This is a genomic window from Halobaculum sp. MBLA0147, from assembly GCF_041361345.1.
GTDB lineage: Archaea > Halobacteriota > Halobacteria > Halobacteriales > Haloferacaceae > JAHENP01.
Map to the genome: position 1 here is coordinate 134,959 of NZ_JBGKAD010000002.1, position 23,096 is coordinate 158,054.

At 67.3% G+C, this 23,096-nt stretch carries 17 protein-coding genes; 6 read left to right on the forward strand and 11 right to left on the reverse strand.

Annotated features, from left to right (window positions below; genetic code table 11):
- Positions 1–11 precede the first annotated feature (11 nt).
- From RYH80_RS15180 to RYH80_RS20165, 4 genes are all read right to left on the reverse strand, one after another.
- Positions 12–1,916: a hypothetical protein gene (locus tag RYH80_RS15180; protein ID WP_370904864.1), complete on the reverse strand. Its 1,905-nt coding sequence runs from the start codon at positions 1,914–1,916 to the stop codon at positions 12–14.
- Between the two features lie 43 nt (positions 1,917–1,959).
- Complete coding sequence (locus tag RYH80_RS15185) at positions 1,960–3,510, reverse strand: Hsp70 family protein (protein ID WP_370904865.1); 1,551 nt, start codon at positions 3,508–3,510, stop codon at positions 1,960–1,962.
- Positions 3,511–3,633: 123 nt separating this feature from the next.
- Entirely contained in the window at positions 3,634–4,326 is a 693-nt protein-coding gene (locus RYH80_RS15190; RefSeq protein ID WP_370904866.1) for a nucleotide exchange factor GrpE, read from the reverse strand.
- Between the two features lie 153 nt (positions 4,327–4,479).
- A complete protein-coding gene (locus RYH80_RS20165; RefSeq protein WP_489753332.1) occupies positions 4,480–4,785 on the reverse strand; it encodes an HVO_A0114 family putative DNA-binding protein in 306 nt (101 codons plus the stop codon).
- A 465-nt stretch (positions 4,786–5,250) separates the two neighbouring features.
- Between RYH80_RS20165 and RYH80_RS15200 the strand changes: the two genes are divergently transcribed.
- Positions 5,251–7,191, forward strand: coding sequence for a sensor histidine kinase (locus tag RYH80_RS15200; protein ID WP_370904868.1), 1,941 nt, complete (start codon positions 5,251–5,253; stop codon positions 7,189–7,191).
- A gap of 44 nt (positions 7,192–7,235) precedes the next feature.
- Here the strand turns inward: RYH80_RS15200 and purT are convergent, their stop codons facing one another.
- Complete coding sequence (gene purT / locus RYH80_RS15205; protein WP_370904869.1) at positions 7,236–8,471, reverse strand: formate-dependent phosphoribosylglycinamide formyltransferase; 1,236 nt, start codon at positions 8,469–8,471, stop codon at positions 7,236–7,238.
- Between the two features lie 56 nt (positions 8,472–8,527).
- On the opposite strand from purT, the gene RYH80_RS15210 reads away from it, so the two are divergent.
- Entirely contained in the window at positions 8,528–8,977 is a 450-nt protein-coding gene (locus RYH80_RS15210; protein WP_370904870.1) for a CPBP family intramembrane glutamic endopeptidase, read from the forward strand.
- Here RYH80_RS15210 and RYH80_RS15215 read toward each other — a convergent pair.
- Entirely contained in the window at positions 8,910–11,309 is a 2,400-nt protein-coding gene (locus tag RYH80_RS15215; protein ID WP_370904871.1) for a serine hydrolase domain-containing protein, read from the reverse strand. The two genes, RYH80_RS15210 and RYH80_RS15215, sit on opposite strands and share 68 nt — an antisense overlap.
- A gap of 240 nt (positions 11,310–11,549) precedes the next feature.
- On the opposite strand from RYH80_RS15215, the gene RYH80_RS15220 reads away from it, so the two are divergent.
- Positions 11,550–12,791, forward strand: coding sequence for a carboxypeptidase regulatory-like domain-containing protein (locus tag RYH80_RS15220; protein ID WP_370904872.1), 1,242 nt, complete (start codon positions 11,550–11,552; stop codon positions 12,789–12,791).
- A 58-nt stretch (positions 12,792–12,849) separates the two neighbouring features.
- Here RYH80_RS15220 and RYH80_RS15225 read toward each other — a convergent pair whose 3' ends face one another.
- Positions 12,850–13,449, reverse strand: a complete 600-nt coding sequence (locus tag RYH80_RS15225) for a DUF7437 domain-containing protein (protein WP_370904873.1) — start codon at positions 13,447–13,449, stop codon at positions 12,850–12,852.
- 120 nt (positions 13,450–13,569) lie between these two features.
- Between RYH80_RS15225 and RYH80_RS15230 the strand changes: the two genes are divergently transcribed.
- The 3 genes from RYH80_RS15230 (at position 13,570) to RYH80_RS15240 (ending at position 18,878) form a co-directional block, all read left to right on the forward strand.
- On the forward strand, positions 13,570–15,360 hold the full coding sequence (locus tag RYH80_RS15230) for a hypothetical protein (RefSeq protein ID WP_370904874.1): 1,791 nt from the start codon (positions 13,570–13,572) through the stop codon (positions 15,358–15,360).
- 16 nt (positions 15,361–15,376) lie between these two features.
- Complete coding sequence (locus RYH80_RS15235; RefSeq protein WP_370904875.1) at positions 15,377–16,837, forward strand: ICP22 family protein; 1,461 nt, start codon at positions 15,377–15,379, stop codon at positions 16,835–16,837.
- A gap of 130 nt (positions 16,838–16,967) precedes the next feature.
- On the forward strand, positions 16,968–18,878 hold the full coding sequence (locus RYH80_RS15240) for a methyl-accepting chemotaxis protein (protein ID WP_370904876.1): 1,911 nt from the start codon (positions 16,968–16,970) through the stop codon (positions 18,876–18,878).
- Between the two features lie 351 nt (positions 18,879–19,229).
- Here RYH80_RS15240 and RYH80_RS15245 read toward each other — a convergent pair whose 3' ends face one another.
- The 4 genes from RYH80_RS15245 to RYH80_RS15260 all read right to left on the reverse strand — a co-directional run bounded on the left by RYH80_RS15245 (position 19,230) and on the right by RYH80_RS15260 (position 23,083).
- Positions 19,230–20,042, reverse strand: coding sequence for an ABC transporter permease subunit (locus RYH80_RS15245; RefSeq protein ID WP_370904877.1), 813 nt, complete (start codon positions 20,040–20,042; stop codon positions 19,230–19,232).
- Entirely contained in the window at positions 20,039–21,037 is a 999-nt protein-coding gene (locus tag RYH80_RS15250) for an ABC transporter ATP-binding protein (protein ID WP_370904878.1), read from the reverse strand. The genes RYH80_RS15245 and RYH80_RS15250 overlap by 4 nt, the downstream gene beginning before the upstream one ends.
- Positions 21,038–21,176: 139 nt before the next feature.
- Positions 21,177–22,466 (reverse strand): hypothetical protein, encoded by a 1,290-nt coding sequence (locus tag RYH80_RS15255; protein ID WP_370904879.1) that lies wholly within the window; start codon positions 22,464–22,466, stop codon positions 21,177–21,179.
- Positions 22,463–23,083 (reverse strand): hypothetical protein, encoded by a 621-nt coding sequence (locus tag RYH80_RS15260; RefSeq protein ID WP_370904880.1) that lies wholly within the window; start codon positions 23,081–23,083, stop codon positions 22,463–22,465. The genes RYH80_RS15255 and RYH80_RS15260 overlap by 4 nt, the downstream gene beginning before the upstream one ends.
- Between the last annotated feature and the right edge of the window lie 13 nt (positions 23,084–23,096).

The window sequence follows — 23,096 nt, forward strand, 5'->3', positions numbered from 1 at the left end:
ACGTGGAGTCGTCACCGATCGCCGTCGACCGAGACGGTGAGCGTGTCGCCGACCGTCTCGTAGTCGCCCGTCTTCCGGACCGTGACGGGGTAGCTGCCGCTCTCGGGGACCGAGAGTCTGACTCGGCCGGTGTCGTCGGTCTCCCCCACCGCGTCGCCGACGGCGACCGTCGCCCCCGCCACCGGCGTCCCACGCTGGTCGCGGACGACGAGCGACGCGGCCGGGTCGTCCGCCGTCGGCGGGTCGACGACCGCGACGGCCAACTGCGTGGTCTGCTCCGTGACTTCGAGCGGCCGACTCGTCGGGACGACGCGCGACGCCTCCGGTCCCGTCTCGCTCGGTCCGTCGTCCGTGTCGGAGGCCGTCGGCTCGCGTCCGGCGACGACTCGGTAGGCCCCGAGGTCCGAGACGGAGAGTGTCACCCGACCGCGGGTGTCCGTCGTGTCGCGGGCGACGACGGACTCACCCTGCTCGGAGCCAGCGCCGTCACTCGACTCCGCCGGCCGCACGCTCACGGGGACCCCCGACACGCGCTCGCCGCGGTCGTCGCGGACGACGACCGCGAACGCCTCCCCAGCCGTCACACTGTCGGGCGACTCGACCGCGATCCGACGCGCGGGTCGTCCGACCTCGATTGTCGTCTCCGCGGCGTCGTAGGTCGTCGTCCCCGCGTCGTAGGTCGCCGTCACCCGCAGCGGCCCCGGTTCGGTGGGTCGCAGGCTGACTCGACCCCCTTCGGCGACGCGTTCGTGGCCGCGGTCGGTGCGGACACTCGCCCCCGAGACGAGTCGGCCGTCGAACCGTCGGCGGACCGCGATCCGGACCGTCTCGCCCGCCGTCACGTGGGCCGCCGACGGCTCGATCACCAAGTCCACCACCGCGGGGACGACGTCGACGGTCGCGGTGGCCGTCCGTCCGCCGGCGTGGACGGCGACGGTCCGCTCGCCCGGCTCGTCGAACGCGACGCTCCCGGTGCCGTGTGTCAGTCGGTCCGACGACGCCGGTCCCGCCTCCGCAGCGGCTCCGTCGACGGCTGGGCCGGACAGGTCCTCCGCCGCGTGGTCACCCACCACCGCCTCCACACGACCGCCGTCGACGCGGTTCCCGGCCGCGTCGCGGACATCGACGGTGACGGGCTCACCGACGGCGACCGTCTCGCGCCGCGGCACGACGGACAACCCCTCGTCCGGGACGACAGTCACGGTCGTCGCCGCCGTGCCGCTCGGGTCGCCGTCGCTCACCGGCCCGTCCCCGGTGGTCGCTCGAACGGTCACTTCGCCGGGTGTCTCCGGGACGAACGTCCCCCACCCGTCCGCGACGCGGACCGTCTGTCCGGTGGTGGTCTCGACACGCGCCGTCGCCACCGGGTCGCCGCCTGCCGTCACGGAGACGCTCACCGGTTCACCGACGATCACGCGTCTCGGATCGACGGACACACCCACTGGTCGACTCTGGGTCGCCGCCTCGCCGCCGGTGCGTCCGGCTCCAGTCGTCTCCGAGTCTGTCCCCGCGGCCGTCGCTCCGGAGTCGTGTCCGTCGGCAGTCGACGAGGCTCCCGCCTCGCCCGTCGCGGTGCTCGGCGTCGCCGTGTCCCCACCTCGCTCGTCCCGGTCCGTCTCGGCGTCGCCCGCCGCCGCGGACGGCGCAGTCAACGCGTGCACGTCGACGGACGACGGCGGGAACTCCCCGTCCTCCAACAGTGCCGCCTCGGCGGACCGGACGACGTAGAACCACTCCCGCGCGACGCGTTTCTGCTCCTCCGGGTGGCCGTCCGGGTTGAACGCGGACTTCGCTCGCGCCGCCGCGAGTTTCACCGCCGCTCTGGACGGCTCCGGCGGGAGTCCCAGACACTCGTGGGGCGTCTCCGCCGTCGGGTCGACCTCCGGCGCGTCGTCGCTCACTGGTGCCTCCGTCATCGAATCCTGTCGTCTCCTGTCGTCGTCGAGTCGTCTTCGTTGGTCACTTCACCGTCGGCAGGTCGTCGCGGATCGCGGCCACGTCCGCCTCCGACTCCGCCTCGTCGTGGGAGATCTCGACGCCGTCGTCCAGGCCCGCCCCGGCCTCCTCACCCACGGACTCGTCCCAGGCGCGGGGGCGCAAGACACCGCTCTCGTCGAGCTCCAACTCGACGGCGATGTTCGGCACGCCGGCGGGCGCGTCGCGGATGTTGTCCAACACGAACGAGCCGATCGCCTCGTTCTCCTCGGCCACGTCCGACTCCCCCTGGTACACCTCGATACTCGCCTTCTCCTGACCGTCCTCGATGGTACTGTAGCCGTCTTCGACCGCCCGAACCGGCAGCGTCTCGTTGTCGTCGATGATCCGACTGAACGAGCCGTCGTGGACGCGAATCCCGATCGGGTCCGGCGCGACGCCCAAGATGCCGCCGCCGTCGAGTCCCTCACTGTCCTCGGTGTCCGGATCGAGACCGGACCGGCCCGAGATGACCGCCGCCTGTTCCGCGGCACCCATCGCGACGGCCTCGTCCGGGTTCACCTCCTTCGAGGGTTCGAGGCCGAAGAACTCCTCGACGGCCGTCTCGATCTGTGGCATCTTCGAGGAGCCACCGACGAGTAAGACTGTGTCCACGTCGTCGACACCCACCGACAGCTGCTCGAACAGCCCCTCGCACACGTCGATCGTCTCGTCGACGAGGTCCGCCGTGAGGTCTTCGAACGTCTCGCGCGTCACGGTCTGTTCGAGGTTCGTGTCCGGTCTGACGAACGGGACGCGTACCTCCGCCTCGTCGGCGTTCGACAGCTTGTGTTTCACGCTCTTGGCGGCCTGCCGGAGCCGCTCGCGGTCCTGGTGGTCGTCCAGCAGATCGATTCCGGTCTCGGCCTCGAACTCGCTGGCGACATGTTCGACCAGCCGCTCGTCGAAGTCGTCGCCGCCGAGTTGCTGGCGGCCGTCGGTGCCCTGCACCTCGTAGAGATCTGCTTCGGGGACGATCTCGACGACGCTGATGTCGAAGGTGCCGCCCCCGAGGTCGTAGACGGCGACCGTCTCGATCGGGTCCTCGCGTTCGCGGAGTCCGTAGGCGGCACAGGCGGCACTCGGCTCCGGCAGCAGTCGCAACACCTCCAGATCCGCGTACTCGGCGGCGCGTTCCGTCGCTCGCCGTGCCGGCTCCGGGAAGTCCGCCGGGACGGTGACGACGGCGCTGTCGACCTCGCTGCCGAGCGACTGTTCGGCGGTCGCGACCGCCTTCCGCAACACGAGCGCCGACAGCATCTCCGGCGTGAACTCCGAGATCGTGTAGCCGTCGGGGACTGCGTACGTCGTGTCCGTCCCCATCTCGCGTTTGAACGACTCGAACGTCGCCTCGGGGTCCGTCTCCACGTAGCCGACCGCGTCGTTGCCGACGATCACCTCGTCGTCGCCCTCGGTGAACGCCACCACGGACCGCATCGTCCGCTCCCCCTGGAAGTCGACGACCTTCGGCAGGTCGCCCACCTTCTCCGCGGCCGCGGTGTTCGTCGTCCCGAGGTCGATCCCGATGGAAGTCATACGTCCGCTCGGTCGGCGCCGGGCAACATGAGCCTTGGGTGTCGACGGGTCTCACACAGTCGGTGCCGTCGTGCGGTCGATCCGGGTCGGACGGCGGTGGCTGCCTGCGGACTCCTCTGTGGCTCACTCCTCGGCGACGAACACACGCGCCTCGCGTTCGACCGCGCCGTCGATCCGGAATCCCGGTCGCTCCACGTCGACGACGCGGCCGGGCTCGTACTCGTCGTGTGGCACGCTCCGGACGACCGTGTGTCGCTCGCGGTCCAGTGGTGCCCCTGGCTCCGGGTCGAGGACCTCGACTCCGCGTTCCGCGAGCACGCGCCGGAACTCCTCGCGGGTCAGGTCGACGCCCTCCCGGAGCGTCTCCGGGTCCTCGGCGTCCAGCGCCCGGTCGAGCGGCCCCCAGACGTTCGCGAGGAGGTCCGCGACCAACTCCGCCGTCGCGGCGGCCTTCCGCTCCTCGAACTCCGCCTCCTTGCGCTCGACGTAGCGGTCGACCTCCGCCCGTTTCTCGGCGAGTCTGTCCTCCAGGTCGTCTGCGCGCTCGCGCTCGGATGCGAGCGCCGACTCCAACTCCGCGATCCGTTCGTTCGCCGCTTCCAACTCAGACTGGAGTCGTTCGGCGTTCGGGGCAGGCGAGCCATCTGTGTGGTCAGTGTCCGACGCGGCCAGCCCGCTTCTGGTACTGGCGTTGGCGGCCGTGCCGTGGTCACGCTCCGCCTCTTCGATCTCCGTATCAGGATCGGTCTCCGTGTTGTCGTCACTCTCCGCGTGCTCTCGCTCGGCCGTAACTCGCGTCGTCTCGTCGTCCGACATGTGTCGTTGACTCCTGCTCGTGACGGACCCGGGTGGGCCCGGCCCCGTCGGTCTGTCGGGACTGTTCGTCGCCGGTCACCTAAATCCGCAGGTATCGGGACGAGACCCGAGACAGGGGACACAGAGGCGTCCCAGCAGCCCTTCTCGGCGATCTCACGCGGACGCTTCGCCCGACTCACCGGTGTCCACGAGCGGGAGGTCGACACTGACGCCGTCGTACCACACGACCGGTCGCTTCGCGTTCCCCTCGTCGACGAGGTCGAGCAGGTGCAACTCGGCCAGTTCGGTCAGGTTCCGGTGGACCCGGCTCACGTCTCTGTCGACGAGACGGGCTGTCTCCCTGATGCTTACGGGCTCGTGTCGAACGATAGCCCGGAGCAACGCGAGTGACTTCGGTCTAGTGACGCGGCGGAGGTACGCCGGGTCGTGTACACGACCCCGAACGCAGGAGACGGCCACTCTCTTCTGTCGAGCACTGTGAGTGTGCGCTCAAGATCTCCGTCGTCCCCGTCGCGGAACCAGATGTGTAGTGTACGCTCGGTACTGTCGTCTGACTCACCAGTCGTGTCCACGGTCGATCACCTCGTGCTCAAACTGCTCGATATGTAGTAGGAATCGTGTCGGCTATGTACGCTCAGAGTTATTGCAACTAATTTATATAGTTTTGTGAGTAGTGAAGTTATGCTATATATTTTTGATAAAAAAGAATAGCCAGTACCTCTTTTCGGGGTACCCGACACGCGCCCTGTATCTCGCACGACTATCCAGACACTCCTCTAAGTTGACAGAATCCTCGACGATCAATACGCACTCTTCACCGGTCAGCTGTTTCAGTCGAGAGTACATCTAAAAAGGGGAGTTCAACAGAGGCAAAAAGCTCAAGTCTGCTTGGGCAGATTATCACTCTGAGATGCGAGACGAATCATGAGTGAGACCCCGCCAACCAGACTGATTTTTCAAAGCCTTCTTAAGGCCACAACCGAGGTTGCGTTTTTAATCGACTCGGACGGTCTTGTCGTTAAGGAACTCCGGAACGACAGCGACCACGAGTTACTCGACTATGACGGCGAAGAGCTGACAGGCAAGACGCTGTGGAACGCGCTTCGGTCCTCTCAGGTTGAGCATCTCCGTACCACCATCGAAGAGGTATTCGACTGTGGAGAGACACGGCTGGCCGACATTCAAATCGGCGTCGAGGGAAAAACGAGACAAGTAGAGGGGACGGTGAGTCCAGTCGGTGACGGAGAGCCCCGCTTTGCGTTGTTGACGATCGAAGACACTACCCAGCAAATAGACAGACAGCGTGATCGTGATATACTTAGCCGGGTATTCGAGGTCGCTCCCATTGGTATCGTTATCGTAGAACCGTCTGGGAACATATCACGGGCGAATGCGCGTGCCGAAGATATCCTTAATCTAGAGCGAGAAGAAATCACTAATCGAACGTACAAAGATCAAGAGTGGAATATAACATATGACGACGGCACACCGATTGCTTCCGACGAGCACCCAGTGACGAAAGTCCTACAGACTGGAGAACCAGTTCTTGGCTTGGAACATTGGATTGTGCTTCCTGATGGAACAAAAAAATGGCTTTCAAGCCACTCTGCTCCGGTGTTGGATGAGGGAGGTGATGTTGAGTGTGTCGTTGTCGGACTCGACGACATCACTCATGTGAAGTCTCGCGAAGAGCAACTGGAATGGCTGGTTAGAAGCGAGGAACTGGCGGACATCGGCGGTTGGGAGCTTGATCTCAAGACAGACATCGTCAGGGGAACGGCCGGCATGAGCCAACTGCACGGAGATGACGACTATCCCCTCCCACTAGAGGAAGTCATCACACTGTATCACCCCGATGACCGTCAAGATATTCGTGACGCAATCACCGCTTGTCGGGAGGAAGGCTCTCCGTTCGAGATCGAGGCCAGGCGGCGGACGGCTGACGGGTACGAACGCTGGGTCCGTGTGGCTGGAGAGCGTGTCGAACAAAAGGGAACAAAGAAGATCCGCGGTGTCCTCCGAGACATCACGGTTGATAAGGAACGTGAGCAGCGGCTCAGCGTGATGAATCGGGTATTACGTCATAATATCAGGAACCGTGCGAATGTCATACTTGGGCATGCTGATCTGGTGAAGGACGAGCTTGAGAAACTCAATATTCCGGAAAAAATAAAAACAGAGGAGCAAAATCCACTGAGATTGGTCGAGAAGGCGTCAAAAGAGGGCCGGGATCTCCAGTCCGAGGTTCGCCTGTTGGAGAAATTATTGGCTGACCTACAACAATCGTCTGTAGAACAGGCTGAGACGCGTGTTGATATGATCAGAACTGCCTCGGTAGACCTCACGGAGCTATCTGAGAAGGTGCGTGCCTTTGACGACGCAATTGACCGTATCGACACTGTGGATAATATCGAACTCACCTCGGTTATTGATGCCCTAGTTACCGAATACGGCGAAGAGTTTCCCGAGGCCCATATCAACGTCACCGGCGACAACGTGACGGTGACCGGTGACCCAGAGGTCCTTCGCGTGATCTTTCAGATTCCTATTGAGAACGCACTCCAACACTGTGAGGCACCGGAGTTGAGCATCTCAGTGACCGCGCCATCGTCAAGATCGGACCGCGCTGTTGTCAGCATCAAAGACGACGGACCTGGAATCCCCGAGTTAGAGAAGCGTTCGTTAGAGAAGGCTCAAGAGACACCGACGGCTCACAGCACAGGCATCGGACTGTGGACGATGCAGTGGCTCACCCGACGTATCGGGGGGGCAGTGTCCGTAGCCGAAAACACACACGGTGGAACGACGGTTAAATTGGAACTACCTATCTCTTTCAAAAGTAAACAACCTCTCTCGTCGGAGTAGTGTATCACTTGTAGTAGTTTTCCCGGACGAGACCCAGTTCGTACTCACTCCGACGCAGCCGAGGCGCCGTCTGCGTCGCGCAGCGTCAGCGCCGCCACCGCCTCGCTGGCCCGCTCGCGAGCGCCCTCGGTGTCGTCGTCCGCGGCTACCGCCACACCCATCCGGCGCCCGGCGTACGCGTCCGGTTTTCCGAACAGTCGCAGGTCGACGGCTGGGCCGGCGAGCGCGTCGGCGACGCCGTCGACGGCCGGCACCGACAACGGCTCGTCGGCCACGAGCGCCGCACTCGCACCGGGCGTCTCCAGCCGGACCGCCGGAATCGGGAGTCCGAGGATCGCACGCAGGTGGAGTTCGAACTGGTCGAGCGACTGCGTGGCGAGCGTAACGAGTCCCGTGTCGTGGGGTCGCGGCGACAGTTCGCTGAACAACACCTCGCCGTCGACGACGAAGAACTCCACGCCGAAGATGCCGTGGCCGCCGAGTCCGTCGGTCACCGCGCGGGCCATCCGCTCGGCCGCCGCGGCGGCCTCGTCGTCCATCGGGTGTGGCTGCCAACTCTCGCGGTAGTCGCCGTCCACCTGCCGGTGGCCCACCGGTGGACAGACGGTCGTCCCGTCGGCGTGACGCACCGTCAACAGCGTCACCTCGTAGTCGAGGTCGACCAACTCCTCGACGATCACGCGACCGGTGTCAGACCGCGACCCCTCCGTCGCCGTCCGCCACGCGTCGGCCGGATCGTCGCCCTCGCGGACGACGGACTGGCCCTTCCCAGAGGAGGACATCGTCGGCTTCACCACCGCCGGGCGACCGATCTCGTCGAGCGCCGCCCGGTAGGCGTCCTCGCCGTCTGCGAACCGGTAGTCGCTCGTCGGGACGCCCACCTCCTCGGCGGCGAACTCTCTGATCCACTCGCGATCCATCGTCAGTCGCGTCGCCTCCGCCGTCGGCACCACGTCGTAGCCGTCCGCCTCCAGTCGTTCGAGTTCGGCCGTCGCCACCGCCTCGATCTCCGGGACGATCACTGCCGGCTCCACGTCCTCGACGACTGCGCGGAGCGCGTCGGCGTCGGTCATGTCGATCGTTCGCGCGTCGTGGGCCGCCTGCATCGCCGGCGCGTTCTCGTAGCGGTCGACCGCGACCGTCTCGACGCCGAGCCGCTGGGCCGCGAAGACGAGTTCCTTGCCGAGTTCGCCACTCCCGAGGAGCAAGAGCGTCGTCGCGTTCGCGGCATCTGGAGTGCCGATCGAGCCGAGCGTGGCCGCGTCGGGGTCGTGTGTCACGGACAGCGTCTCGGCGGGCTGCGGGATACCTCTGGTGGTCGTCGGTGTCAGCTACCATGACTCGGACGCCCGTCTCTGAGAACGTGGTCTTCGTGTGTCGCGGTCGGGGGACGGATCCGTCTTCGAGACGTCGGCGTCGTAGGCTAAGGTACCGCAACCCCCCGACCAGACTACCCGAACCTCTCGGAGAGGATACGCGCCCCGGGCACGCCGATCCGCTCGGCGGCCGCCACGTGTTCGAACAGATCCACCTCGTGAACTTCGGCGGTTCCGTCGTCGGCGCGCTCGTCGGTGCGGCGACTATCACCGTCGGCGGCGTGGTGTTCGGGACGGTCTACGAGCGGACCCGCAACCTAGTCGTCCCGATCCTGGCCCACGGCGCGTACAACACCGTGTTGTTGGTCGCGACCTTCCTCACCACCCGAGGAGGCTGCCGCGTCAGATCGGCGGGACGAGCAGGTTCCAGTACCACAGCAGCCAGTAGAACCCGACGAGTGAGGCGGTGACGACGGTGTACGAGAGTCGCCCGACGACACCCCAGTCGTCGCTCCGCCAGACGTGCGCCAGTCCGGCGACGGCACCCGCGGCGGCGACGAGGCCGACGAGTTGCCCGGCGAACGCGAACTGGAACGTCACACTCGGCGTGGAGAGCGTCGTCAGCGGGTCGACGGCGAAGTGGGCGAGCAGACCCGCCAGTCCGGCCAGCGCCGCGAGGTAGCCACCGGCGGCGAGCGCCTTCACCCGAGTCGACCGCTCGCGGAGCGCCCCCCGCCACCCATCCGACTCGTCGGGGGAGGCATCTCCGGCACCTCCCGCCCCGCCGTCGGGGGTCTCGGTCCCCGGCGATTCGTCCGGCGTCGCCTCCGTCTCCGACGCTGCCGCCGCAGTTCCGTCGGCCGACTCCGCTCCCGTCACCGCCCTGTCACCCGGTTCCTCGGCCGTCGTAGAGTCACTCTCCGGCTCGTCACCGCGAGTGTGTCGCCACGCCGCCGCGAGGGGCCACCCGACGAGCGAACCGAGACCGCCGAGAGCGGCGAGTCCGCCGACTGCACCGTGCAGAGAGAGTCGGTCGGTCCCGTCGACACGGCCGAGTGCAGTGGGTCCGCCGTCACAGAAGAGGTACTGTGCCGTCGTCACGTCGTCCGTGTCGCCGGCGCCGTCCCCGAACGCGATCCGGCGGTTCTCGTCGACGTGTTCGAACAGGCGTGGCTCGATCTCGATCCACGTGTCCGTCTCGCCATCGGCCGTCGTCTCCAGCGTACCGTCCCCTGCCGCGTCGACGGTCACCGACCGGGCGTCCAACACGCTGAACAGTCTGTCGTAACTGGTGTACGACTGTCTGAGCGACCGGTACGTCCCCGTGAGCGCGTCCGCCGGGGTGGGCGAGTCGACCGGAGTCGGAGTCGCATCCGCGGAGTCCGCGCTCGCGTTCCCGTTGGTCGGCTCGGAGTCGGAGTCACTCGACGTCGCGTTCGACTCCGAGTTCGTCGGGAACAACTCAGCGAACAGCTCGTCCACTACGTCGCCCGCGGCCGCTCCTCCGGCAGGTGCGTCGAACGCGAGGAACAGTCCGACGTCCGACTCGGGAACCACGGCGAAGTAACTGTAGAACCCGACCGTCGCGCCGTTGTGAGACAGGATCCGCACGTCGCCACGGAACTCTTCGAAGAGACCGAAGGCCGTCCCGGACAGTTCCTCGTGGTGTGTCGCCCACTGCTCGTGGGTCGCCGCGACTGTCCCCGGTGCCAGCACGCGACTGCCGTCGAGCACCCCGTCGTTCAGGTGGAGCCGGAGGAACCGCGCGGCGTCCGGTGCCGTCGTCGACAGTGATCCGGCCGGGGTGAGTCCGAGTAGCGGGAAGGTCCCGTCCGGATACGTTCCAGTACTGGCGTGACTCGTCGCGTGCGCTCGTTCCAGAGGGTCCGGGAGCGGTTGCCGGAAGCTACTCCGGTCCATCCCGGCCGGACGCAGCAGCGTCGCGTCGATCGCCTCGTGGAACGGCGCGTCCCGTGTCGCCGCGAGCACCTGTCCGAGCAGTGCGTAGCCGAAGTTGGCGTACGACCCGACACGACCGGGCGGTCGCACACAGGCGTGCGGGTGCTCGCGGAGGTACGTCGGTAGCGAGGCGAACGCATCGTGATCGGTGATCCACATCCCGCGGTTGGTCGCCTCGAACCCGCCGCGGTGTGTCGCCAACTCCGCGATCGTGGCGACCTCGCCGCGGTAGTCGTCGACGGGCACGTCGAGGTGGCTCGTGATCGGATCGTCCGGCGCCAGGTTCCCACGCTGGATCTGGTCCATCACGGCCGTCGCGACGAACGGCTTCGAGACGGAGCCGACGCGGAACACCGTCTGCTCGGCGTCGACTGGTGTCTCCGAGGCACGGTCCACGAACCCGTACCCGGCGGTGACGGTGTCCGCGCCCGCGACGACCGCCGCCGTCGCTCCCGGAACGTCGTGCTCGTCGAGGGCCGCCGGGAGCAGGTCGTCGAGGTGCGCCCGGATCTGCGCGGCGTCGACACGCTCGCCGACGGACGCCGTCCCGTCGGGGGTGGTCGTGAGATTCTGGGTGGCGGTGTCGCGAGTGTGACTCGCCCCCGTCGGAGGCGAGTCTCGGGTCGAGGCTGCGCCTGTGTGTGTGTACCCGGCGGCGAGCGATCCGTCTCTCGGCGACGCCACCGGTACACCGGTCCCCTCTCGACTCGCGCCCGCGGCCGTCACCGGTCGAGCCAGTCCGAGTGTCGTGCCCGCACCGACCGCTGCGAGAAACGCTCGCCGCCCCGTGGCAGACTCCTCCGGTGTCTCGGCGTCGGTGTCGTGTCTTCGTGTCCGTGTCATGTGTGAACTGTCGGATCGTCGGACCGTGTCGGGGCCCGACTGATCGATCCGAGGCCCCGCTCGGTCCCGTCCGACTGGTCGTGTTCACACACAGAGTCGCACCCCGCAAGAGCGTTCTGCGAACTGGGTTTCACGAGATCGGCTCACACGGTAAAGTGACGACACCGGCGCAGGGGTGTCGACGCGACCTCGTCGCCGAAACCGCTAAGCGCGGGGGTACCGACCCACGAACGACGAGTGATGGGCGACCCGACTCCGTCTGCCGACGATCCACGCGAGGTGTTGGGAGTCGGCGGAGACGCGACACCCGACGAGATCAAACTCGCCGCCGGCGTGGCGAAACAGCAGTTCAACCCCGACCGGTACCCCGACGAGCAGAAGCGCGCCGCCCGCGAGCAGTTCTACCGCGTCCGGGCCGCCGAGGAGGCACTCCTGTCCGACGCCGACTTCGACACATTGGTCGCGAAGATAGGCAGTGGCAGCAGCGCGGAGTCACCGGCGGGGACGCGAGCGACCCCAGACAGGGAGTCGACGGGTGACGACGGGGAGTCGACGGGGATCGACCCGTACCGGGGGTCGCCGCAGCTCCGGACCAACGCGGACACCGTCGCCGTCGCCGAGCCGGTGACGGTCTCCGTCACCACGGCAGACGAGGACGGGGACGAGCCGCCGGCGTCGTGGGTCGACCGACTCCGAGTGGATGTGTGCCGACGGAGTCTGGCTGCACGAGAGTCGGAGCGGGAGCGTGGAGCGAACGCCGCGGAGGAGTCGGAGTGTGTCACCTCGGGAGTGTCGTTCGATGCGGACGGAGAGACGACTGTACGGCCGAGTGATCCGGGGCGGTACACGGTCACCGTCCGGCGCGAGGGAGATCCGCCCGTGACGGACCCGGACCAGTCGGATCGTTCCACCGAGACCGCGAGCGGGTCCGACGACGAGACGACGGTCGCGTTCGACGCCGTGCGAGTCGAGCGACCGCGGTTGCACGTCGACGCCGAGACGCCGGCCGGTGTCGACCCGCGCGTACCGGCCGGGCAACCGGTCGAAGTCCGCGTCGAGGGCGCGGAGACAGGATCATCGCTGCCGCGGGCGCGGGTCACTGCCGAGAACGGAGCCGACGGGACGACGGTGACCGCGACGGCAGACGCGACGGGGCGAGTGTCGCTGGCGCTCGACCCCGGATACTGGACGCTCTCCGCGAAGTCACCGCGCGTCGACGACCGGACGGACGACGCACTCGCGTCGGCCGAACGGTCCGTCGTCGTCGCTCGCGAGACGACCACCGAGCGCGACGCCGCGGGTGAGACAGCGGCGTGGCGAGAGCGAGTCCTCCCGGCGGTGTGTGGTGCCGGCGTCGTGGCGGGGGTCGGCGGTGGGACGCTGGCGGTGTACTTCGGCGGCCTCGCCGCGGCACCGACGGCGCTCGGTGGGCTCCTCGTCGCCGTCGTCGGCGTGCTCGGGTACGCGTCGAGTGTCGAGTAGTGGAGTCGAGACGACAAGCGAACCGAGAGTTATCGGGTGTCGGCGACGTGGAGGTGGCTCACGTGTCGTCGACGTCCTCGAAGTCTACCTCGTCGAGTCCTGTTCCTGCCGCTTCGGCCGCTCCGACGTCGTAGTGTTCGTGGACCAGTGGACGGAGCGCCTGGAGAATCAGCTCCGCAGCCAGCGGCGAGACGTCGAGATCGGCAGCCATCGTCCGGTGAGTCACCTCGCCACGCTCGCGGTCGACCGCGTACGTGAGTGCCGTCGCGAGGCCGGTGACTCCGTGGCGATCGACGTAGGTGTCGATGTCCGCGTCCGTCTCTCGGCGACCGACGGCGTCGACGAGTGCCGGTGTGATCGTGTACTCGGTGTCACCGGCCCCCGTCGTCACGGTCAGGTCGATCTCGCGGGTGGTGTACCGCCGGGGCTGCTCGTCGTCGGTCACCGCGACGACACCGGCGTCGACGAGGCGGTCGACATAGCTGTACGCCGTCCCCTGAGCGAGGTCGAGGTTCTCCACGATGTCGCGGACGGTCGCCTCGCCCTCCCGATCGAGGTAGGCGTACAATCGAGCGAGTCGTGGCTCCTCGAGGAGGTCGGCGACCGAGAGGAAGTCTCGGACGACGTCGCCGTCGGTGCGGGTCGAGGTGCGTGACACGGTGGTCTCGACTACAGTTTACAGCGAATCGGTAAAGAGCGTTGCGACCAGTTGGTCGAGACCGACAGCCACCGACGACCCGTCGTCAGACTTTTGCTGGCGCTCGGGGGAGAGGGTCTCGTGTCACTCCTCGGACGACTGGCGTCGGTCACGCCACTCCACCGGCGGGAGTTGTTCCTGCTGTGTACGTTGCCGCCGGTGTTGCTCGTCACGGGGCTGGAGGTCGTCCGACTGGTCGGCGAGGCGGTGACGAAGCGACCGAAGGGGCTCCCGTACCACCTCTTGTACGCGCCGGGAGCGGTCTTGGGGCTCGACCCCGGGGTGACGCGGGCCGTCGCCGGCGGGTTCCTCCTCGGACTGTTCCTGTTGACCGCGCTCGACGAGTACAAGCGCGTCCACGGCGTCCTCCTGTTGATCCTCTCTGGTGTCGGACTCGTGGTGTTGAACGGTGTCGACGTGCTCCTCGTGGACTGGACGCGGCAGGTCGGGCCGCTCGTCGTCGGGGTCCTGCTCGGTGCGACCGTCGGCGGACTGCGACGCGGTGGCTCGCTCGGCGTCACTCACGACGTGTTCCGTGACGGGCCGGAGACGAGCCTCCGCGAGTTCCCGCGTGCGCTGTACCGGGTGTTCGCCGTCGTCGGGCTGGTCGCGGTGGTCGCCTTAGTCGAGTCGGCGGTGATCTACGACAGTCCACTCGTCGCGCGACCGGACGGAATCACGATGCAAGCGTTCGAACTCCGGGGTGTGGTCTGGCGTGGGTTCTTGTACGACGCCGGGGTCGTCGTCGGGTTCCTCGCGTCGATCTGGACGTTCCGCTCGAACACCGCCGACACGGAGGTGGTGTTGCTCGGCCCGACGGGCGCCGGGAAGACGAGCACGCTCGCCGGGTTGGCGGCGTCCGCGCCGGCGTACGCAGGTGGGACGGCCGACGTGAACGAACCGCTCGCGAAGCTGCGGGACGGGTTGGAGAGCGACGGGACGTTCCCGAGCACCAGACGCGACCGGCTCTACCCGCTCTCGTTGTCGTACAGACACGGGCGACTGTTCCCGCGGAAGGTGACGATCAGGACGCTCGACTACGCGGGTGACCACCTCGCGGACTTCGAGCCGCGCCGATCTGCCGACGAGACCCTCACCGACGACGCGACGACGGTGTTCGAGGTGGCGCGGTACCTCTACCACCGGGCGGCCGTGGCGGACGGCGGTGCGGGCGAGTTCGCGGAGTGGGCGACTGGTGAGTCGGCCGAGACCACCGACGACGAACCGCAGCCCGACACGGAGGAGACGGACGCCGCTCCACTCCGAGGTGGCGACGAGCCGGTGGGGAGAGATCCGGGGACAGTCTCGGGGTTGGCGGAGACGAGTGGGAGCGAGCGCGTCGCGGAGTTGGTCGCGGACGCGGTGTACCACGCCGACGTGGTCGGACTGGTGTATCCGATGGACGACTTCGCGCAGCCGGCAGTAGAGTCGGGGACGGTGCCGCCGTACGCCAGAGTCGTCGACGGCGAGTTGGAGAACCCTCGTGTCCGGGAGTCGTACACGGAGACGCTGGCGTCCGTCGTCGAGACGGCCGCCGATACGACGGACCTGTTCGCCGTCGCGACGAAAGCCGACTACGTCCGCGAGTACGCCGCGATCGAAAGCGGGGTCAACCCGGACCGAGACTGGCGGGCGTTCGGGCGTGTGATCGCTCGCGACTGTGTCGGTGACGCGATGCCGGCCGTGTTGCACGACGACACGGTGCCTGTGTACCTCCCCGTCACCGACGACGAGCCACCCGGACGGCGAAAAGAGTTGTCGGTCGATCTGGACACGGAGAGCGACCGACTCCCACTGCACGGTGCCGAGTCGCTGTTGGATCGCACCGGGCGGTGGCGACTCACCGATCTGCTGCGGGGTGACGGACCGTGAGGAGGGGTGACCGACAGTGAGTGGCGACACGCGAGACCCTGAGCGTGGAGCCGGCGAGACGGCAGACGGCGAACCGACGGACGATGAGACGACAGGCGACGAGACGGTAGACGAGCCAGCAGACGATGAGCCAGCAGGCGACACCCCAGACGACGAACCAGCAGGCGACGACTCACTCGATCCCGAATCAGTCGACGACGAGCCAGCAGACGACGGCTCACTCGACCCCGGAGAGGGACCCGTCGACGACGAGAGAGACGACGACTCCGGGCACCCAGACACGCCGGCCACTCGCGTCAGACTGTTCAACGCCAACGAGGGCGACCTCCTGCTCGACACTGCAGAACAGGCCACTCCAGAGAGGGGAGAGAGTGCCGACGACGAGGGGCCAGCCGACGAGAGGCCCGACGGAGATGACTACGGACCGGCCGACGTACGGCGCGACTACCGCGACGACGTGCGACTGTTCGCCGACCCGGAGCGTGGCGTCGTGACGGTCTACTGCAACGTGAACCGTGTCGCGCCGGAACAGGTCCTAGCGCGGGTGACCGTCGAACCGGGACCGCTCCCGGTCGTACTCGGCCGGACACGAGCGGCCGTTGATCAGACACTGGCCGCTCGCGGGTGGCCGGTCGTCGCGGACGCCGAGCAGCCGGTGTTCGACGCGCTCGGTGTCGTCCGTGACTCGACGGTCGCGAGCGGTGACACGGCAGAGAGGGACGAGGTCGACGACGAGGACGCCGCGGCAGCGACGGCACTCGAGGAAGCGCTCGGTGCCGTCGCTCCGGATGGTGCCGACGCGGTGACACTGGCGGAGCTGACCGCCTGCTCGCGGGCGACGGTGGTGACTCCCGGCGAGCGCGCGGCGGCACGGCTCCTCCCGCTCGTTTGCCGTCGGTGGCCTGACGACACGACGCTCTCGGTGACCGGCTCGCCGTCGGACACGCGCCGGACGGACGCGGAGTCGTCAGGGACCGACACGGAGACGGACGGAGCGACGAGTCACACCGCGAGTCCAGACGTGGCGCTCCGTCCAGACGTAGCGGCCGACGCGGTGCGACTCGCCGGCGACACACGACGGGAACTCGCGGAGCGACGGCGGCGTCGCCTCCGTGTCCTCGCGGAGTCGCTCCCGGACCCGACGAGTGTCGAGTTCAAGAGTGAGACCGGCGACGGCGGTCGCGCCGATTCCGGCGAGCGACCGGACAGTGACGGTTCGAACGGGGCTCCGGACCGTAGTGCCGGAGTCGCCGGTGAGGACAGGTCCGGTGTGGGTTCCTTGACCACGGACCCAGTCGACTCGCTCGGACGAGCCGTGAGACGATACCTCCCGGCGGTACTCGTCACGGCCGTCGTCGGCTGGGTCGCCACTGGACCCCTCCCGGGATCGCTGGCTGCGGTGGCCGCCGTGCTCGCCGGATCAACCGTCGCTGCCGGGGGAGCCGTCGTTCGGGGTCGTAGAACACACCCACACTGATACGACCGTCTAGGCAGCCGAACCGACCGCCTCGTGAAGGACTGTGTACCACGCTTGAATTATCGGTGGAGATAGACGGAGCGTTATTATTTACACGTAGGACGATAGTCGTCAAGAAGAGGCACAGCACATGGGGGCGAACCAGTCGACGGACCGTGGACGGGTGGAGGAGTGGATCGAGGAGTTCGTGCGGTACACGCCGGACGGGACGACGATCCCGGAGGACATGTGGCAGTCGCGCCACCGGACGATCCTCCTGTCGTTGTTCGCACACGTCCCGTTCCTGTTGGCACTGGGACTGTACTCGGGGACGGAGTCGGTTCTGACCGGGGCGCAGATACCGGCGACACCGGCGTGGCTGGTGCTCGGCGAGTTGGGGGTGCTCGTCGCCATCGGCGCGTTGTCGGCGTGGTCGCGTCCGTCACGGCGCGCGCGGACGACGCTGGCAGCCGTGGGAATGATGACCTCCTCGACGCTGCTCGTCCAGTTCTCTGGCGGGTACATCGAGGCGCACTTCCACTTCTTCGTGGTGATGGCCGTCGTCGCTATCTACGAGGACTGGGTGCCGTTCCTGGTCGGGTTGGTGTACGTCGCCGTCGGGCATGGGGTGTTCGCGACCATCGACGCGAGTCGCGTGTACAACCACCAGGCGGCGATCCAGTACCCGTGGTCGTGGGCCGTCATCCACGCCGCGTTCATCCTGATGTTGATCGCGGCACTGATGACGAACTGGCGCTCGTTGGAACGGTCTCGCGAGGAGGCGGAGCAGCGACTCGCCGAGGTGGCGGAACGCGACGACAAGATCGAGGAGGTCGAGGCCGCCCGCGCCGAGGCCGACGCCAAGCGGGCGGAGGTGGCCGAGTTGAACGAGCACTTGGAGACCGTCGCCGACGAGTACAGCGCGGCGATGGGTCGCGCGGCAGACGGTGACCTGACCGTCCGACTCGAACGTCACGGCGAGAGCGAGGCGATGGACCGAATCGCGGATGCCTTCGACGAGATGATGGCGGAGTTCGAGGGGACGCTCGAAGAGATCCAGACGTTCGCGGCGGCCGTCGAGACGGCGACGGGAGAGACGACTGCCGAGTTGTCGGAGGCGAGCGAGGCGGGCGACCGGGTGCGGGCATCTGTCGACGACATCGCCGAGGGGACGGCGGGTCAGCGGGCCTCGCTAGAAGAGGTGTCCGACGAGATGAACAACCTCTCGGCGACGATCGAGGAGGTCGCCTCCTCCGCAGAGACGGTCGCAGCGACCGCCGAGGAGACGGCACGGTTAGCCGACGACGGCGAGGCGTTGGCCGAGACGGCCGTCGAGCGCACCACCGAGGCGCGGACGGCGATCGACGAGACGGCGGCTCGCGTCGAGTCGCTGGAGTCGCAGGTCGCCGAGATCGGCGAGATCACGGGGCTGATCTCCGACATCGCCGAGCAGACGAACATGCTCGCGTTGAACGCCAACATCGAAGCCGCACGAGCGGGTGGCGACGGGAGCGGGGCCGGCGACGGCTTCGCGGTCGTCGCCAGCGAGGTGAAGAGTCTCGCCGAAGAGACCGCCGAGGCCGCCGGCGACATCGAGGAGTTGATCGCGGAGACCCGAACGAAGACGGCGGCCGCCGTCGAGGAAGTGGAGACGGCGCGCGAGGCAGTGGAGGCGAGTTCGGAGGCAGTCACCGAGGCGGGCGACGTGTTCGAGGAAGTCGCCGAGAACACGGCGGAGACGGACGACGGCGTCCGCGAAATCAGTGGCGCGACGGACGACCAAGCCGCCAGCACAGAGGAGGCGGTCGCGATGGTCGAAGAGGCGGCGACCGTCAGTCGCGACAACGAGGCGAAGGCGGAGACGGCGGCGAGTGCAGCCGATCAACAGGCGTCGGCGACGGACCGTGTCCGGGACCGAGCCGACTCACTGGCGGAACAGGCCGAGCGGCTCCGCGAACTGCTCGCGACGTTCGAGGTGACTGGCGACGACCGGGTTGGCCCCGACGAGACACCGGCACCGACCGGCGGGACGGCGGTGGGTGACGGCGGTCGGACGGAGTGACGAGTCACACGGATAGGGGGCGCAAACGTTCGACCTGCCTCTCTTGCGGTATTATTTGACTTCCACTAATCCACATGAGAACCCGGCAACGACAGTCTGCCGGCGCTGTCGTCTCACGCGATGCAGCAGACGTGATCTATGTGAACGTCCACACCCGTTTTGAAGGCCCCAAAGTACCGAATGCGACGCTTTGATCCCGTGAGTGGCCGGGGGACACCGTCTCAGTAGACATTGGATGTGGTGACGGTGTGTGGCGGCGTAGTCGTCTCTTCGAGTGACCTCAGATCGGATAGTGTTGTATGAGTTCGGATTACTGCTCGACCGGAATCGGTGGTAGTGCCCGACGACACGTCAGCCGAGGTCGGCGTCTCGGAACCGGAGATAGCCGACGGCGAGTGGGAGTACGATCCAGGCCAACAGCAACAGTGCAGGGAACCACGCGGACGCGAACGGGTCGGGAGCGAGTGCGGTTCCTTGAGAGAGTGCATTGAAAACGCCGTTCGCGGCTTCGTTCGGTGGGAGTGTCTGTAGAACCCGGAGCCACAGTGGAGCGGTCTCGGCCGTTTCGGACAATAGCCCGAGTTCGACCGCGATGAACCGGATCGCCTGCATGACGACGTTCCACAGGACAACAGCGATCATAAAGACGGTGACAGCAAGTGCCGTCGCGCGTGTCTCGGTCTCAACCGAGGCGGAAATCGCCACACCGACGGCGACGAACGCCACGCCCATCGTAGCGAGCGCAGTGGCGAACGACACGAACAGCGAGAGTTCGCCGCCGATACCGAAGCCTACCAGTGCGGCGACGGTGACACCCACACCGACCGCCGTTGCGGCGAGCATCAGTACCGAGCGGCCGAGGAACTTCCCAGCGAGCACGCTCCCGCGCGACGGCGGCAGACTCAACAGCATCCGAAGCGACCCAGACTCGCGCTCTGCGGTGATCGCACCCTTCCCGAGAACGAGTCCGACGATCGGGAGGGTCCCTACGGATAACTGGAAGGTGAAGCTGAGGATCTGTCTTGCTGGCTCCTCTCGTTGCGTGGTGGCGATCAGGGCGGCGATTCCGCCGGTTAACAGGACGACGACGGCCGTGACGGCCCACAGTGTCCGCGACCGACCGGCGTCAGCGAGGTCCTTCCGGGCAACGACCTGGGTACTCATCCTTCCACCTCCGAAGTCGGAGTCGCACCGTCGCGAGCGGCAGCCGACGACGCGTGCTGGGTTTGCGTCGGCTCGTCGCTTCCCTCCGTGTAGTCGGCGAATAGGTCTTCAAGCGACGACTCGTCGATCCGTACGTCCGAGACCGTCGTCACTGCGCGCACCTCGTCGAGGAGTGTCAGCTTCGCAGCCGGCCGGCGGCACGTAGCCGTGAGCGTCCCGTCGGTGAACGACACGTCGTCGACGTGCGAGAGCGAATCAGCGTCAGGCAAGTCGCCGGTCGGGTCGTCCGCGACATCGAGCGAGACGGTCGCACCGCTCCCCATCTCCGACCGGAGTCCCTCGATGGTGTCGACCGTGATCATCGAGCCGTCGTTGAGGATGCCGACCCTGTCCGCGACCGCCTCAACCTGTTCGAGGACGTGACTCGAGAAGAACACCGTCGCGCCACGCTCGTTCTCCGCCAGGATGATCTCGCGGAGTTCGCGCGCACCGTTCGGGTCGAGTCCACTCGTCGGTTCGTCCAGCAACAACAGGTCGGGTGAGCCGACGAGCGCCATCGCCAACGCGAGCCGTTGGCCCATCCCAGTCGAGTACTCGCCCGCGGGGCGTTGGGCGTCGTCGGGGTCGAGTCCAACACGGTCCAACAACGTGTCCGGATCGTCGGTCGCGTCCTTCAGTTCGATCGCGAGTTCGACGTGGCGGCGGCCACTCAGGCGGTCATAGAGTCCGTAATCTTCCGGGACGACACCGATACGCCGGTGGATCGTCTCTCTGTCGGCGGCGACGTCGAGTCCCATGATCGACGCCTCACCGCTCGTCGGCGACACGAAGTCGAGCAAGGTGTTGAGGACGGTCGACTTCCCGGCGCCGTTCGGGCCGAGGAAGCCGAACACCTCCCCCGACTCAACGGTCAGGTCGAGGTTATCGACGGCGGTCACGTCACCGTACCGTTTCGTCAGTCCGCGCGTCTCGATGGCTGGCTGATCGTCGGTCACGTCCCATCGTTCACGGACGGATGGCGTAAGAGGTACCACGTCGTCTCTCTTCGGAAACCGTGTTTCAGGTCGTGAGAGACCACGAACGGGTCCTTCCAGGTGGTGTCACACACGTGCCGATCACGCGGCAACCACGCTCTCACTCACGGAGCGCTCGGATCACCTCGCGACAGGTGCCAGGGATCGACCTGGCGAGTGGCGTCGCGATGACGTACTCCGTGACGGCGTCGTTGAGTCGGTCGGCGTCGATTCGTCCACTTCCCGGTGCACGGGCGACCGCTCGATCGCCGGCCAGGAGGTGATACCCCGCGTCACGCAGCGGGTTACGCGACAGCGACAGTGCAGGCGTCTCGGCGGCCGCAGTCTCGACGGCGTCGTACGCGGCCCGTCTGACCGCCCGTACGTCCGCAGCACTCGTGACGGTGTCGAGTTCCCCGGCCGTCCGGCGTTGATTAATCCACCGGATCGCACGGAACGTGACCAGCCAGCGGTGTGCCTCGGCGATCCGTTCGCCAGGCCGCCGCCAGTCGTCCGTCGGCCGTCCGTCAGGGTTGAGTTCGAGCCGGAGGTCATCTAGCGCGTGCTCGCCTGGTCCCCAGTCTGCCTCTTCACTGGGTTCCGGCGGAATCTCGGCTGCCTTCGAGCGCACGCGCTCGGCGAGTGTCTCGCCGGCGTCGACGAGTCGGTCCTCGATGGAGCCCGTGTCGTCCGGCAGCGAGGCGGCGAACTGTGCCGCGAGGTGGCGCCCGTCCGCGAGGTGTGCGGTCGTCCGTTCGGCTGCTCCGGCGACCTCGGCGGCCTCGAGGACACTGTCCTCCGCGTTCCCGAGTGGATCGTCTCGAGTCGCAGCATCCAGTGTGCGCTCGATCTGGGCGTGGACCACGGCCGCACGCACTGGGTCGTCCCCGACGTACTCGTGGCTCGCCAACACGTCCGTCGCCCGCGTCGTCACCGTCTGGAGCTCCGAGTAGAGGTCCGGAACCGCGACCTCGTCCTCGACGAACCGCCACCCGGCAGCCGCGTACCGCGCCTCCTCGCGCGCCCGTCCGAGCCGCGAGAGAGCGAGCAGGTCCGTCTCGGCGCGACGCGCCTGGTTGAGGTGATCAGTCGCCCTCGCGGCGGCGTCCAGCAGTCGCTCGCGGACGACGCCGTTGGGGATCTCGTCGGGGCCGAGCGGCGTCGGAAGTGTCGCCAGCAACCCTCGGACGCGGTCGCGGTGGGCGGCGACGTACTCGGGAGCAACGTCGACGGGCACCGCCACTCGCACGGGCGGGTGCCGCTCCTCGTCGGGATCCAACTCCGGGAGATCGTGTGCCGAGAGCTGTGCATCGCCAGCACCCAACGGTAGCGAGTTCACACAGCCGGCGGTGAGACAGAGCCCGCCGGCCGCGAGGAGTCCGCGTCGCGTCGTCGTGCGGTCGTCGCTCACGCGCCCTCACCCCCGACGCGACAGTCGGCGCTCCCGAGGGAGGTGCCGAACCCACCGGGCGGGTCGTCGAACGCGGCCGGGATGCGGATCAGGCGGATCTCGTAGGTGAACGCCTCGGCGCGACACCGTTCGTCGTACGGCCGCAACGCGCGGGCGTAGTCAGTGTCGAACCCGTCGTCCGCCCACGACACCGAACACAGCGAGACGGTGTAACACTCCTCCAGTCGGATCAGTTGGAGGACGACCGATTCGCGCTCGAAGTCCGTGTCCGCGAGGAAGGCGGCGACGGCGTCGGCGTCGACCCCGTCCGTCCGGACGCGGTTGGCGGTCTCGCGTGACGCGATCACGTCCGAGACCACGTCCACGTCGCCGGGGCGTGCCGTCCGGCGAGGCTGGCCGTCAGGGTCGCGGATCCAGACCGGTGGCCGGATCTCGCCGCCGCGGAGTCGCAACGTCGGCGGATCGGTCACGCTGTTCGGGCCCGGGTCGGCACCGTCTGCCGGTTCCGTCGCCGTCTCGGCACGGCCCGCGTCGCCCGCGAGTGTGCCACAACCGGCCAGCGCCGCCGCCGCGCCGACGGTCACCGAGAGGAGACCGCGTCGTGTGGAGGGGACCATGTCGTCTGCGCTT

What these genes read in the sequence shown, in the direction of transcription:
- RYH80_RS15190 (WP_370904866.1), bottom strand. Translation starts at nt 4,326, where the DNA reads ATGTCGGACGACGAGACGACGCGAGTTACGGCCGAGCGAGAGCACGCG.
- RYH80_RS15215 (WP_370904871.1), bottom strand. Translation starts at nt 11,309, where the DNA reads ATGACACGGACACGAAGACACGACACCGACGCCGAGACACCGGAGGAG.
- RYH80_RS15245 (WP_370904877.1), bottom strand. Translation starts at nt 20,042, where the DNA reads ATGAGTACCCAGGTCGTTGCCCGGAAGGACCTCGCTGACGCCGGTCGG.
- RYH80_RS15200 (WP_370904868.1), top strand. Translation starts at nt 5,251, where the DNA reads ATGAGTGAGACCCCGCCAACCAGACTGATTTTTCAAAGCCTTCTTAAG.
- RYH80_RS15180 (WP_370904864.1), bottom strand. Translation starts at nt 1,916, where the DNA reads ATGACGGAGGCACCAGTGAGCGACGACGCGCCGGAGGTCGACCCGACG.
- RYH80_RS15220 (WP_370904872.1), top strand. Translation starts at nt 11,550, where the DNA reads ATGGGCGACCCGACTCCGTCTGCCGACGATCCACGCGAGGTGTTGGGA.
- RYH80_RS15210 (WP_370904870.1), top strand. Translation starts at nt 8,528, where the DNA reads ATGACTCGGACGCCCGTCTCTGAGAACGTGGTCTTCGTGTGTCGCGGT.
- RYH80_RS15260 (WP_370904880.1), bottom strand. Translation starts at nt 23,083, where the DNA reads ATGGTCCCCTCCACACGACGCGGTCTCCTCTCGGTGACCGTCGGCGCG.
- RYH80_RS15240 (WP_370904876.1), top strand. Translation starts at nt 16,968, where the DNA reads ATGGGGGCGAACCAGTCGACGGACCGTGGACGGGTGGAGGAGTGGATC.
- RYH80_RS15185 (WP_370904865.1), bottom strand. Translation starts at nt 3,510, where the DNA reads ATGACTTCCATCGGGATCGACCTCGGGACGACGAACACCGCGGCCGCG.